Source organism: Streptomyces sp. OfavH-34-F, from assembly GCF_022347745.1.
Classification (GTDB): Bacteria; Actinomycetota; Actinomycetes; order Streptomycetales; family Streptomycetaceae; genus Streptomyces.
The window spans coordinates 1-13,040 of sequence record NZ_JAKRGC010000169.1 but is presented as its reverse complement, the minus strand read 5'-3'; the positions used below and the strand labels follow the sequence as shown (position 1 = coordinate 13,040).

General features: G+C 73.9%; 14 protein-coding genes. 7 read left to right on the top strand and 7 right to left on the bottom strand.

Going from position 1 to position 13,040, the window contains the following annotated elements:
- A partial coding sequence (locus MHW47_RS22335) for a sterol desaturase family protein (RefSeq protein ID WP_239225573.1) occupies positions 1-847 on the bottom strand: 847 nt, incomplete at its 3' end.
- Between the two features lie 147 nt (positions 848-994).
- Between MHW47_RS22335 and MHW47_RS22330 the strand changes: the two genes are divergently transcribed.
- The gene (locus MHW47_RS22330; RefSeq protein WP_239225572.1) at positions 995-4,114 is read left to right on the top strand and encodes an NACHT domain-containing NTPase; all 3,120 of its coding nucleotides are present in this window, start codon (positions 995-997) and stop codon (positions 4,112-4,114) included.
- A gap of 4 nt (positions 4,115-4,118) precedes the next feature.
- Here MHW47_RS22330 and MHW47_RS22325 read toward each other — a convergent pair whose 3' ends face one another.
- Positions 4,119-4,832: a VIT family protein gene (locus MHW47_RS22325; protein WP_239225571.1), complete on the bottom strand. Its 714-nt coding sequence runs from the start codon at positions 4,830-4,832 to the stop codon at positions 4,119-4,121.
- Positions 4,833-4,919: 87 nt separating this feature from the next.
- Between MHW47_RS22325 and MHW47_RS22320 the strand changes: the two genes are divergently transcribed.
- From MHW47_RS22320 to MHW47_RS22300, 5 genes are all read left to right on the top strand, one after another.
- Complete coding sequence (locus MHW47_RS22320) at positions 4,920-5,927, top strand: DEDDh family exonuclease (RefSeq protein ID WP_239225570.1); 1,008 nt, start codon at positions 4,920-4,922, stop codon at positions 5,925-5,927.
- A gap of 63 nt (positions 5,928-5,990) precedes the next feature.
- Complete coding sequence (locus MHW47_RS22315) at positions 5,991-6,224, top strand: hypothetical protein (protein ID WP_026171732.1); 234 nt, start codon at positions 5,991-5,993, stop codon at positions 6,222-6,224.
- Positions 6,225-6,355: 131 nt separating this feature from the next.
- A complete protein-coding gene (locus tag MHW47_RS22310) occupies positions 6,356-7,159 on the top strand; it encodes an SURF1 family protein (protein WP_239225569.1) in 804 nt (267 codons plus the stop codon).
- A gap of 83 nt (positions 7,160-7,242) precedes the next feature.
- On the top strand, positions 7,243-9,084 hold the full coding sequence (locus MHW47_RS22305) for a glycoside hydrolase family 15 protein (RefSeq protein WP_239225568.1): 1,842 nt from the start codon (positions 7,243-7,245) through the stop codon (positions 9,082-9,084).
- A 4-nt stretch (positions 9,085-9,088) separates the two neighbouring features.
- A complete protein-coding gene (locus MHW47_RS22300) occupies positions 9,089-9,844 on the top strand; it encodes an SDR family oxidoreductase (RefSeq protein ID WP_239225567.1) in 756 nt (251 codons plus the stop codon).
- Between the two features lie 38 nt (positions 9,845-9,882).
- Here the strand turns inward: MHW47_RS22300 and amaP are convergent, their stop codons facing one another.
- Genes amaP through MHW47_RS22275 form a run of 5 tightly spaced genes read right to left on the bottom strand, consistent with a single transcriptional unit; the run spans position 9,883 to position 12,215 of the window.
- Positions 9,883-10,470 carry an alkaline shock response membrane anchor protein AmaP gene (gene amaP / locus MHW47_RS22295; RefSeq protein WP_239225566.1) on the bottom strand — a complete coding sequence of 196 codons (588 nt, stop codon included), beginning with the start codon at positions 10,468-10,470 and terminating at the stop codon, positions 9,883-9,885.
- On the bottom strand, positions 10,467-11,153 hold the full coding sequence (locus MHW47_RS22290; RefSeq protein WP_239225565.1) for a DUF6286 domain-containing protein: 687 nt from the start codon (positions 11,151-11,153) through the stop codon (positions 10,467-10,469). Before MHW47_RS22290 ends, amaP begins: the two co-directional genes overlap by 4 nt.
- A complete protein-coding gene (locus MHW47_RS22285; protein ID WP_374230128.1) occupies positions 11,150-11,512 on the bottom strand; it encodes an Asp23/Gls24 family envelope stress response protein in 363 nt (120 codons plus the stop codon). The genes MHW47_RS22290 and MHW47_RS22285 overlap by 4 nt, the downstream gene beginning before the upstream one ends.
- Positions 11,509-11,700 carry a hypothetical protein gene (locus tag MHW47_RS22280; RefSeq protein ID WP_111333199.1) on the bottom strand — a complete coding sequence of 64 codons (192 nt, stop codon included), beginning with the start codon at positions 11,698-11,700 and terminating at the stop codon, positions 11,509-11,511. The genes MHW47_RS22285 and MHW47_RS22280 overlap by 4 nt, the downstream gene beginning before the upstream one ends.
- A gap of 35 nt (positions 11,701-11,735) precedes the next feature.
- Positions 11,736-12,215, bottom strand: coding sequence for an Asp23/Gls24 family envelope stress response protein (locus MHW47_RS22275; RefSeq protein WP_239225563.1), 480 nt, complete (start codon positions 12,213-12,215; stop codon positions 11,736-11,738).
- 93 nt (positions 12,216-12,308) lie between these two features.
- Between MHW47_RS22275 and MHW47_RS22270 the strand changes: the two genes are divergently transcribed.
- Positions 12,309-13,019, top strand: coding sequence for a hypothetical protein (locus tag MHW47_RS22270; protein WP_239225562.1), 711 nt, complete (start codon positions 12,309-12,311; stop codon positions 13,017-13,019).
- Positions 13,020-13,040: the final 21 nt, after the last annotated feature.

Below are 13,040 nucleotides of genomic sequence, written 5' to 3'. Positions count from 1 at the left end.
CGGAGGGGGCGGCGGTGGCGGGCTGCCAGCCCGGGCCGCGGAAGATCCGCCCGGCCCGCTCACCCCAGCCGCCCGCCGCGCGGACGTCCCGGGCGATGGCGACGTACTCGTGGGTGGCGACCCGCAGCGGGTTGTAGGTGTGGATGTTCTTGGTGAGCCCGTAGACCGGGCGCACCGTCTCGGGGGCGAACGAGCCGAACCACCGGTCCCACACGATGAGGATGCCGCCGAAGTTGCGGTCCAGGTAGCCGCCCTGCGAGGCGTGGTGCACCCGGTGGTGCGACGGCGTGTTGAGCACGTACTCGAAGGGCCGGGGCAGCCGGTCGACGCGCTCGGTGTGCACCCAGAACTGGTAGACGAGGTTGGCCGACGAGCAGAAGGCGAGCGCGGCCGGGTGCACCCCGCACGCGATGAGCGGCAGGTAGAACGGCCAGGAGGTCAGCGAGGTCCACGGCTGGCGCAGCGCGGTGGAGAGGTTGAACTTCTCGCTGGAGTGGTGCACGACGTGGCAGGCCCACAGGATGCGGATGACGTGGTGGCCCCGGTGCGACCAGTAGTAGAAGAAGTCCTGCGCGAGCAGCATCAGCAGCACCGTCCACCACAGCACCGGCACCCGCAGCGGGGTCAGCTCGTACACGGCGGTGTAGACGGCCACGATGGGCACTTTCCACAGCAGGTCGAAGAAGAGGCTGCCCAGCCCCATGGTGATGCTGGTGGCGGCGTCCTTCGCCTCGTAACCGGCGGCGTCCTCGTCGGGGTGGAAGTGGTGGAGCGCCATCTCCACGGCGGTGAGCAGGACGAAGGCCGGTATGGACCAGAGCACTACATCGGGCAGGTTCGTCGGCATGCCTGCACCGTAGGGCCGGGGGCGGGCAGGGGCCAGATGTTGTTACCAACAAGTATGTGAGACCGGCTGTCAGCACTCTTTGGCACCTTCCGACAGCCCGCCCGTCGTACGATCGGTGCTCCGTTGCGCCGTGGGGGAGGAACGTCCGTGCAGGGACTGGAAGTTGCGCTGATCCGGCTGGCCACGACGGTCCTCGGCGCGGTGACCCGATCGCTCGTCACGCCGAAGCCCGGCGCCGGTCTCGTCGCCGATCCGGTGCGCCCGCTCCCCCGGCCCGCGAAGCCGGACCGGTTGGCGAAGGTGCTGGGCGGCCGGCTGGAGGAGTCGTACGCCGGACTGCCCGAGCACGAGCGCCTGGCAGCCGTGGAGGCGGTACGGGACGCCTTCGCGGCGGCGGGCGCGGTCACGGCGGACCGGCTGTTCGCCGCCGGGCTCGACCCGGCCCGGCTGGCCGCCGGATTCCCGGCGCCGGACCCCGGCCTCTCGGAGCGGGCACGGGAACTGTACGGGGAGCTGCTGGACCGGTGCTGCGCGCATGTGGTGGAGCAGCTGACCGCCGAAGCGTCGTTCCCGGCCCGGGCGGCGGTGGAGCAGACCCGCGCCGCCGAGCGCACCCGGGAGCTGGTGGAGGACGTACGCCGGCGGGTCGGCCCGGCCCCGGAGGCCGCCGACATGGACTTCGAGGAGCGGTACGCGCGGTTCATGGCGCGGGCGCACAGCCGGATGGAGCTGTTCGGGCTGACGCTGGGCCGCTCCGCCGGGGACTGGCCGCTGGAGACGGCCTACATCAGCCTGACGGTCAGCTCCCGCGACAGCGCGCCGGAGTGGCTGGGCCTGCGCGTCCCGGAGCGGGGGTCCGTCTCGGTGGAGCAGTGCCTGGCCGGGAGCGGGCGGCTGCTGCTGCGCGGGCCGGCCGGGTCGGGCAAGAGCACCCTGGTGCAGTGGCTCGCCGTGAACGCCGCCCGGCAGTCGTTCGGCGGCGAACTGGCGGACTGGAACCGCTGCGTGCCGTTCGTCCTGCGCCTGCGCGCATTCACCTCGGACGGGAAACTCCCCGGCCCCGAGGACTTCCTGCGCGCGGCGGGCGTCCCGCTGCACGGGGCCGCCCCCGCCGGCTGGGCGGACCGGTTGCTGTCCGAGGGGCGCGGCCTGGTTCTGGTGGACGGGGTGGACGAGGTCCCGGCCCGGCTGCGGCAGCGCACCGAGCGGTGGCTCAGGGACCTGATCACCGCCTACCCGCACGCCCGGTACGTGGTGACGACGCGGCCGTCCGCCGTGCCGGAGAGCTGGCTGTCCGGCTCCGGCTTCGAGGCGCACTCGCTGCTCCCGATGACCGGCTCGGACATCCGCTCGTTCGTCGAGCACTGGCACCGGGCCGCCCGCCAGGAGTGCGGTTCGGACGCGGAGCGCCGCCGGCTCGACACGTACGAGGAGGCGCTTCGGCAGGCCGTGGTCACCCGGCGCGACCTGGGCCGGCTGGCCACCAACCCGCTGATGTGCGCCCTGCTGTGCGCGCTCAACCGGGACCGCCGGATGCAGCTCCCGAGGGCCCGCAAGGAGCTGTACGACGCCGCGCTCGACATGCTCCTCGTACGCCGCGACACCGAGCGCGAGATCACCGGGGTCGAGGGCGTCGACCTGACCCGCGAGGAGCAGACGGCTCTCCTGCAGCGGCTGGCGTACTGGCTGATCCGCAACGGCCAGGCCGAGGCCGACCGGGGCGAGGCCGTGGAGATGGTGGCCGAATGGCTGGCGGCCATGACCCAGATCCGGGCGACGCCCGGGGACGTGTTCTCGCATCTGCTGATCCGCAGCGGGCTGCTCCGCGAACCCGCTCCGGGGGCGGTCGGGTTCGTGCACCGCACGTTCCAGGACTACCTGGGTGCCAAGGCCGCGGTGGAGGCGCGCGATCTGGGCGTGCTGGTGAGGAACGCGCACGACGACCAGTGGCACGACGTGATCCAGATGGCGGTCGGCCATGCCCGGCCGGACGAACGGGAGCGGCTGCTGCGGCAGTTGCTGAGGCGGGCGGACCGGTCGGCCGGACAGCGCCACCGGCTGGTGCTGCTGGCGGCGGCGAGCGCCGAGCACGCGCCGGAGCTCGACCCCGCGCTGCGGGCCGACATCCGCGACCGCACGGAGGCGCTGCTCCCGCCGCGCAGCCGTGAGGAGGCCGAGGCGCTGGCAGCGGTCGGAGAGCTGGTCCTGGAGCTGCTTCCGGGGCCGGACGAGGTGGCGGACAGTTCTGCGGCGGGGTACGTGGTGCTGACGGCCGGGCTGGTGGGCGGGGACGCCGCGTACGAGGTCATCCGGCGGTACCGCGACGACGTGCGGGACTCAGTGGGCTCCCAGTTGTGCGAGGTGTGGCGCTCCTTCGACACCGTTTCGTACGCGCGGGAGATCCTGGCGGGGCGGTCGTGGGACGAGCAGGGGTTCTCGCTCTCCGCGTACACCCCTGAGCAGTTGGAGGCCCTGCGCCACGTCCCCCACGCCCGCGCGATCCGGTTGCAGGGCGATCATCCCGACCTGTCCTCTCCGGCCGCCCGCCGCGACCTGAGGCGAATCTTCGTCTACCAGAACGAGGCCCTGACCGACCTGACCCCGCTGACCTCCGCGGACAGGCTCGCCGAGGTGGGGCTGAGCCACTGCCCCGGAGTCCGCGACCTCCGGCCCCTGCACGGGCTCCCCCTCACCTGGATGTCACTGATCATGCTGCATCCGGTGCTGCCGGCCAGTCAGCTGGAGCCGTTCACGGAGCTGTCCGGCCTGGTCCTGGGCCACCGCTTCCCGGTGCGCAGCATCGGCGAGCTGCCGCTGGCTCCCGGGCTGACCTCGCTGTCCCTGCTCCCGCCGGCCGACGGACTGAGCCTGGAGGGGATCGAGCGGTGGACGAACCTGGACCACCTGAGCCTCGTCGGCCGGGCCCAGCTCCGGTACGCGTCCGCGTCCCCGGTCTTCCGGACCATCCGGAGGCTCGGCATCGAGCACGTGAACGAGCTGGACCTGGGCCTGCTGGGCGGAGCGCCCTCCCTCACCTCGCTCGACATCTACCATTGCCGGCTGTCCGGCGGCCTGGAGCCCCTGGCCGAGCTGCCGGAGCTGAGAACCCTCTGTCTGTTCTTCGCGCAGCAGGACACCGACCTCTCCGGCCCCTACGACCTGACGCCCCTGGCCGGTTGCGACCGGCTCACCATCACCCTCGGCCCCGACACCCCCGCGCTCGGCGAGGACCTCTTCCCGCCCGAGCGGATCAAGCGCCTGCGCTGAGGTCCTACACCCCCGCCGCCCCCAGCAGGTGGCCCGCCGCGTAGGTGACCGCCATGGCCACCGCGCCGCCGGCCATGTTGCGCAGCACCGCCGGGCGGGTCGCCGCCTCCCCGAGGCGGGCGCTCCACCAGCCCGTCACGGCCAGCACCGCGAGGACGGAGAGCACGGTCACCGGCACCCGGAGCCCGGACGGCGGCAGCACGATGGCCAGCAGGGGCAGCAGGGCGCCGACGGTGAACGCGAGGAAGCTGGCGCCCGCCGCGTGCCAGGGGTTGGTGAGGTCGTCGGGGTCGATGCCCAGCTCGACCTCCGCGTGGGCGCGCAGCGCGTCGCGCTCGGTGAGCTGGACGGCGGCCTCGCGGGCGACCTCGTGGCTCAGCCCCTTGGCCTCCAGCAGGCCCGTCAGCTCGGCGAGTTCGGCCTCCGGGGTCTCCTGGAGCTCGCGTTTCTCGGTGGCGAGGGCGGCCTTCTCCGAGTCGCGCTGGGTGGAGACCGACACGTACTCGCCCGCCGCCATGGACAGCGATCCGGCGAGGAGTCCGGCCAGGCCGGCCGTCAGCAGGGCGCCCCGGTCCTCGGTGGCGCCGGCCACGCCGACCACGAGCCCCGCGGTGGAGACCACACCGTCGTTGGCGCCGAGGACGGCCGCGCGCAGCCAGTTCAGCCGGGCGCCCAGGCCGTTGCCGTGCGGTTCGTCGTGCGCCGGAGGTCGTGTCATCCCGGAATCGTCGCACCTGCGGCGGCCCGGGCGGGGGCCGACACCGAATACCGAATGGGGCGCTGTCGGACACGGCCCGTATTCTCTGTGACCATGCTCGACGACCCGCAGACCGCAGTGCCGTGGCCGGCCGCCTACCCCGAGGGGTACGCGGTCGTCGACGTGGAGACCACCGGGCTCGCCCGTGACGACCGGATAGTGTCCGCGGCCGTGTACCGGCTGGACGCGCGGGGCAACGTCGAGGACCACTGGTACACGCTGGTCAACCCGGAGCGCGATCCGGGCCCGGTGTGGATCCACGGGCTCACGAGCGACGTCCTGGCGGGGGCCCCGCTGTTCCCCGAGGTCGCCGCCGAGCTGTCCGAACGGCTCGCGGACCGGGTGCTCGTGGCGCACAACGCGGCGTTCGACTGGTCGATGCTGGCCCGGGAGTACGCGCGGGCCTCGGTCTCCGCGCCGGTCCGGCAGCGGCTGTGCACCATCGCGCTCGCCAAGGAGCTGCGGCTGCCGCTGCCCAACCACAAGCTGGCGTCGCTGGCCGCGCACTTCGGCGTGGTCCAGCAGAACGCGCACCACGCGCTGGACGACGCCCGGGTGCTGGCCGAGGCGTTCCGCCCGAGCCTGCACGCGGCGGCGCGCGGCGGGGTGCGGCTGCCGCTCCTGGAGTGCCGGCCGCTGACCGAGTGGTCGCAGTCGCCGGTGACGCCGCGGACCGGGGCGCCGTCCTCGTACGGGGGACACACGACCTGGCGCGCCTCGCGCAAGCGGCCGGCCTGCCCGTATCCGAACCCGGGGCGGTACGAGAAGGACAAGCCGCTCATGCAGGGCATGCGGGTGGCGTTCTCCGGGGACACCTCGGTGGACCGGGAGCTGCTGGAGGACCGGGCGGTGGAGGCCGGGCTGCACGTGGCGACGAGCGTGTCGCGGCTGACCAGCCTGCTCGTCACCAACGACCCGGACTCGGCGACGTCGAAGACGGTGAAGGCGAAGGCGTACGGCACCCCGATCCTGGACGAGAGCGCGTTCACGCATCTTCTGCGGGACGTCGCCCCGGCCGTCGCGCGGGTGCCGGGGCCGACGCGGTCATCGGAGTGAACCGGGGGCGACGCGCCGTCCGCCGCCGGTGCGCCGCCGTCCGCGCGTTTCACCCTGTGGCGCATGGCACGTTGTGAGGTCTGCGGAAACGATTACGGGATGTCCTTCGAGGTCCACGCCCAGGGCGCGGTCCATGTGTTCGACTGCTTCGCCTGCGCGATCCACCGCATGGCGCCCATCTGCGAGCACTGCCGGGTCCAGGTCATCGGCCAGGGGGTCGAGGTGGACGGGCACTGGTTCTGCGGCGGGCACTGCGCCCGCGCGGAGGGGAAGGTGGGCATCGTCGACAGAGTCTGAGGACACGGGGGCGGCCTCCCCTTCGGCCGCCCCCGTCCGCCGCCCCTCCGCCCCGCCCCGGCCCCGTCTTCGGCCGTCCCTTCGGGCACCCCGTGCGCGATGCGTCCCGTATGCGGTTGTACGGTCGTGGGGTGTACCGCTTCCTGATGACCCGGCAGTGGCTGTTCCTCGCCCTCCTCTCGCTCGTCCTCATCCCCGTGATGGTCGAGCTGGGTTTCTGGCAGCTGCACCGGCACGAGCACAAGGTCGCGCAGAACGCCCTGATCTCGCGGAACCTCAAGGCGGACCCGGTCCCGGTGTCCCGGCTCACCTCCCCCGGCCACACCGTCCCGCGCGCCGACTACTGGCGCACCGTGACGGCGACCGGGACGTTCGACGAGAAGCACACGGTCGTCGTGCGCCGCAGGACCGCCAACGACGGCGCCATCGGCGTGCACGTCCTGGTGCCGTTCGACCTCAAGGGCGGCGGCACCGTCATGATCAACCGGGGCTGGGTGCCGTCCGCCGCCGACCAGCACGCCTTCCCCGACGTGCCGGCCGCACCGAAGGGCGAGGTGACCGTCACCGGGCGGCTGAAGGCCGACGAGACGACCGGCGCCAGCGGCATCAAGGACATCTCGGACCTTCCGGACCGTCAGGTGATGCTGATCAACAGCGCCCAGCAGGCCCGGCTGCTCGGCCGCCCGGTCCTCGGCGGCTACATCGAGCTGACCGGCCCCGCCCCGGCGGACGGCTCGCCCGAGACGATCGGGGCCCCCGACGACGGCTCCATCGGCCCGCACATGGCCTACGCCGTGCAGTGGTGGCTGTTCGCCGCCGGCGTCCCGGTGGGCTTCGTGGTCCTGGCCCGGCGCGAGAAGCGCGACCGGGTCGCGGCGGCCGCGGCGGCGGCCGAAGCGGACGCGGCGCCGGAACCCGAGCCCGCGCAGGCCTGACGGCGGCTCCCCGGGGGGTGACTCCCGCCTCTCCTGACCCACTCCCCGCTTAACGGGGGCCCGGTTCGGGAAGACGCCTGAACGTGACCCCACGCATCGAGGACTACGCCCTGATCGGCGATCTCCAGACCGCGGCCCTGGTCGGCAAAAACGGTTCTGTCGACTGGTTGTGCCTGCCTCGCTTCGACTCGGGCGCCTGCTTCGCGGCCCTGCTCGGCGACGAGGAGAACGGCCACTGGCGGATCGCCCCCAAGGGCGCGGACGTGTGCACCCGGCGTGCCTACGCGGGCGAGTCCCTGGTCCTGGAGACGTACTGGGAGACACGCACCGGCACCGTGAAGGTCATCGACTTCATGCCGCAGCGCGACCGGGAGCCGGACGTGATGCGGATCGTCGAGGGGATCAGCGGAACTGTCGACATGTCGTCCGTGATCCGGCTGCGCTTCGACTTCGGGTCCATCGTGCCGTGGATGCGCCGCTCGGACGGCCACCGGGTCGCCGTCGCCGGTCCGGACTCGGCCTGGCTGCGCAGCGAGCCGCCGGTCAAGACCTGGGGCCAGCAGTTCTCGACCTGCTCGTCCTTCAGCGTCTCGGCGGGCGAGAAGGTGGCCTTCGTACTGACCTGGCACCCCTCGCACTCACCGCGTCCCCCGCGCGTCGATCCCTACGAGGCGCTGGAGAACACCCTGGCCGACTGGGCGCGGTGGTCCTCCCGCTGCGCGTACGACGGGCCCTACCGGGATGCCGTGGTCCGCTCGCTGATCACCCTCAAGGCGCTCACCTTCGGCCCGACCGGCGGCATCGTGGCGGCCCCCACCACCTCGCTGCCCGAGGAGATCGGCGGCGTACGGAACTGGGACTACCGGTTCTGCTGGCTGCGCGACTCCACCCTCACCCTCGGCGCGCTGGTCTCGGCCGGCTACCTGGAGGAGGCGGCCGCCTGGCGGGACTGGCTGCTGCGCGCGGTCGCCGGCGACCCGGCGGACCTCCAGATCATGTACGGGCTGGCCGGCGAGCGCAGACTCCCCGAGTCGGAGCTGCCCTGGCTGCGCGGCTACGAGAACTCCGCCCCGGTCCGGATCGGCAACGCGGCGGTGCGCCAGCGCCAGCTCGACGTGTACGGAGAGGTCATCGACTCGCTCCGGCTGGCCCGCGACGCCGGGCTGGACGACAAGCCGCACGCCTGGAGCCTGCAGCTCAGCCTCCTCGGGTTCCTGGAGTCCACCTGGCGCGAGCCGGACGAGGGGCTGTGGGAGATCCGGGGGCAGCGGCGCCACTTCGTGCACTCCAAGGTGATGGCCTGGGTCGCGGCGGACCGCGCGGTACGCACCCTGGAGGAGGACCCCACGCTGGCCGGGGACGCCGACCGCTGGCGGGCGATGCGGGACGCGGTGCACCGGGAGGTCTGCGAGAAGGGCTACGACCCGGTCCGCAACACCTTCACCCAGTCCTACGGCTCGCGGGAGCTGGACGCGGCGACGCTGCTGATCGTGCGCACCGGCTTCCTGCCGCCGGACGACCCCCGGGTGATCGGCACGGTGGACGCGGTCCGCGAGGAGCTGGACAGCGGCGGGCTGGTGCGCCGTTACAGCACGGAGGGCCGCTGTGTGGACGGGCTGCCGGGCGGTGAGGGCGCCTTCCTGGCCTGTTCGTTCTGGCTGGCGGACGCGCTGCGGCTGACCGGGCGCACCGAGGAGGCCACCGAGCTGTTCGAGCGGCTGCTCGCCCTGCGCAACGACGTGGGGCTGCTGGCCGAGGAGTACGACACGGTGGCGGGGCGCCAGCTCGGCAACTTCCCCCAGGCGTTCAGCCACATCGGTCTGGTCGGTACGGCGGTCGGGCTGGCGGAGGACCGGGCCGCCGAAGCGCGGGCCGCCGAAGCGCGGGCCGCCGAGGGCGGTGCGGAGGCGGGCACGGCAGGATAGGGCCATGGATCTCGGACTGAAGGACCGTGTGTACATCGTCACCGGCGCGACGCGCGGGCTCGGCTTCGCCACCGCGCGGGCCCTGGTCGCGGACGGCGCCAAGGTGATCATCACCGGCCGCGACGAGCAGCGCGCCCGTGAGGCCGCGAGCGAGCTGGGGCCGGACGCCGTGGGCTTCGGCGCGGACAACGGCGACCCGGCCGCCGCCGAACGGCTGGTGGAGGCCGCCCGCGAGGGGCTGGGCCGGCTCGACGGCATCCTCATCAGCGTCGGCGGCCCGCCGCCCGGCGGCATCGCGGACAACACCGACGCCCAGTGGCAGTCGGCCTTCGAGTCGGTCTTCCTGGGGGCGGTCCGGCTGGCCAGGGCGGCCGCCGCCGCGCTCGGCGAGGGCGGCGTCATCGGCTTCGTGCTCTCCGGTTCCGTCCACGAGCCGATCCCCGGCCTGACTATCTCGAACGGGCTGCGCCCCGGCCTGGCCGGCGTCGCCAAGTCGATGGCCGACGAACTGGGCCCGCGCGGCATCCGGGTCGTCGGGCTGCTCCCGGCCCGGATCGACACGGACCGGGTGCGGGAGCTGGACGCGCTCTCCGGCGACGCGGAGGCGGCGCGCACCGCGAACGAGGCGAACATCCCGCTGCGGCGCTACGGCACCCCGGAGGAGTTCGGCCGCACGGCGGCGTTCCTGCTCTCCCCCGCCGCCTCGTACCTGACCGGGATCATGGTGCCGGTCGACGGGGGGCACCGGCACGGCTTCTGACACCCCGCGCGGGCCGGCCGCCCCGGCCCGCGGCGCCGTCAGCTGACCCGGGGTGCCCGGTGCCTGACCGCCTTGAGCCGGACCTCGGCGGGCAGCCGGGCCATCCCGGCGGAGTCCCGGGCATGGGCCAGCACCTCGTCGCCCAGCCGGTCCAGCGCCTCCCCGGGCGCCGCGTGCGCCTCCATCTGCATGCGTACCCGGGCGGCCGGGGCCGAGCGCTTGCCGGTCAGCGTGACGTGGGCGCGGGCCACACCGTCCAGGGCGCCCGCCTCGTCGGCGAGCACGCCCTCCAGGGCCCGGCCGCGCAGCAGGGCGCCCTCCCCGTCGCCGCTGTCCACCAGCACCTCGGAGAGGCGGGCGCGGCGGAACTGGGCGAGGAGCCACCACAGGGCGAGGACCACCAGGACGGCCAGGACCGCGATCACGGTCGGCCACCACCAGCCCTCGCCGCGCCAGCGCTCCCGGTCGGCGTCGCTGAGCAGCACGTCGTGCTTGCCGTACCAGGGCCACCAGGACGGTACGGAAGGACCCGTGGCGGCGGCGAGCACCCCGCCGCCCACGCAGAGCAGCACCAGTCCGGCGAGCGCCAGAAGTACCCGGTTGACGGTTCTGAGCACGCCGTTCACCCCTTCTTCGCCGGCCGGCGGACATGGACCGACAGGCTCGGCTGCCTGGCGAGTCCCAGTTCTCTGATGCCCGTGGAGAGCACGCCGTCCAGATCGGTCCGCACGTCGTCGAGTTCCCTGAAGTGGGACACGGCGCGCACCTTCACCCTGGAGCGGCCCATCCGGACCCGGACCGACTGGACGCCGGCCACCTCGACGGCCCGGTCGCGCAGGACCATGGCGGCGGCCGTGCGGTCGAGCGCGGCGCGCACGTCGGGGTGCGTGCGGCGCATCGGCAGCAGGTCGCGGAGGCCGGGGGTGAGCGCCAGGATCAGCAGCCAGAGCCCGAGGGCCGCGGCGACGGACGCGCCGGTGAGCACCCAGACGTCGTCGAGGCGGCGGGTCGCGAGGCCGTCCGCGAGGGAGCGGCGCCACTGCATCGCGGGGTGTCCGGCGCGGACCGCCGCCACGTCGTAGAGGAGCAGGCCGCTCGCGCCGAGGACCACCGCGGCGACGAGGGCGGCGGGGACGCGGCGGGCGGACCAGAAGCGGCCGGCACCGCCGCCGGGCCGCTTCTCCTCCGGCCCGGGGTCGTAGTCCGCCGAGGAGGCGGACTGGTCGAGCTGAAGGACGTCGCCGTGTTCCACCGCCCCGGCGTCGGGCGGTCTTTGGGTGCCGTCGTGCGGATCGTGGGGCTGGGTCATCGCATCCTCCCCTGTGCCGCGAGGCTCGCTGCCGTGGGGTGCAGGCGCTCGACCTGTACGGCCACTTCGGGCACCTCCATCCCCGCCAACGCCTTTACCCGCTCGGCGACCCGCCGACGCACGGCCCCGCACCGGTGGCCGATGTCGCCGGGATATCCCAGCTCCAGACTCACCCGTACGCGGGCGGTGTCCCGGTGCACGGTGACCGTGGCGCGCGGCGACGCGGCCTCCTTCGGTGCCCCGTCGACCGCCTCCTTCGCCGCCTGCGCAGCGATCTTCGCGACCACCCGGTCGGCGATCCGCGTCTCTCCCCGCTGTCCGGCCGCGACCGGTCCGCTCGCCCCCGACAACGCCGTCACCTCCGCCGGTCGCCGCGCTCGCGACTCCGGAAGAAGTCACCCGGTTCGAGGTCGCCGTCGAAGAAGCGGCCGGCGACGAAGCCGACCGCTCCGAGGGCGGCCACCAGCAGGAAGGCCCCGAACCCGCCGAAGTACCCGGCGAAACCGAGTGCCATGCCGGCCAACAGGCCGACCACAGCCATGCTCATCGTGTGTGCTCCTCAGCTGCTGCGGACGCCTGGGTCTACTGGACGCGCGATTCGGAGCCGTCGTCGTCATCGTCGTCGTCGGGCAGCTTCACGTCGCTGACGGCGATGTTGACCTCGACGACCTCCAGGCCCGTCATGCGCTCGACGGCCGCGACGACGTTCTCCCGTACGTCGCGGGCGACGTCGGCGATCGACACGCCGTAGTCGACGACGATCTCCAGGTCGAGCGCGGTCTGCGACTCGCCGACCTCGGCCTTGACCCCGCGCGTGACGGACTTGGAGCCGCCGGGCACCCGGTCGCGGACCGCGCCGAAGGTACGGGACAGGCCGCTGCCCATCGCGTGCACCCCGCCGACGTCCCGTGCCGCCATGCCGGCGATCTTCTCGACGACGCCGTCCGCGATCGTCGTGCGGCCCCGGGCGCCGGGGTCGCCGCCGCCGCGCTTGGTCAGGCTGCTGCCGCCCGCGCCGCTGTCGGAGTTCTCGGGCCGGTTCCGCTGTGGGGTCTCGGTCATCGCCGTTCTTCCCTTCGGGGCAGGTTTGACTTCTTTGCCCACATTAAGGTTGCTTGCCCCGACTCGCGCCGTGGATGCGGCAGTCTGGTGGCCATGACGACGGCTGACGGCCCGCACAGGGCCCACGCGTGGACGGCCGCGGTACGGCAACGGCTCTCGCTGGGGCGGCTGCTCCCCCTGGGCGGTCCGGCGGACGGCGCCTGGATCGCGGAGCGGGCGGCGGTCGCGGTGCTGCGCCGGGCGGTGTACGACCCGGCGCCGGGCCCGGTCCTCGGCGAGCTGCGGATCGCCGTGGCCGACCCGGACTCCGCCCCCGCCCCCCAGGTGCCCCCGCCCCCGAGCGCACTGCCGCCGGGCCCCCTACGAATCGAGGCGACGATGACCGCGACGGCCGACCGGCCCCTGCCCGCAGCCGCCGAAGCACTGCGTGCGGCCCTCCTGTCGGCCGCGGCACGGCGGCTCGGACTGGTGGTCGCCGAGGTGGACGTACGGGTGACGGGACTGCTCGACGGTTCGCCCGAACGGGTGGAGCCGGAGCCGGTGGAGGTACGCCCGGTGCCGGCGGAGGACGATGCGGGCCGGGCCGCCGCCTCGGTGACCGGGGTGGCGGCGCTGACCGGGGTGCTGGGCCCGGCGGTGCGGACGGGCGAGGACCATGTACGGGTCGAACTGGCCACGGAGGACGGTCACCGCGCGCTCGACGTGGCGCGGGCGGTCCGGGCGGCGGTGTCGCAGGCGGCGGAGGGCCGGCCGCCGGTCGCGGTGCTGATCACGGCGGTGTCCGGGCAGGCCCCCGCGGGCTGACCCGGCGGCACGGCAGCGGGC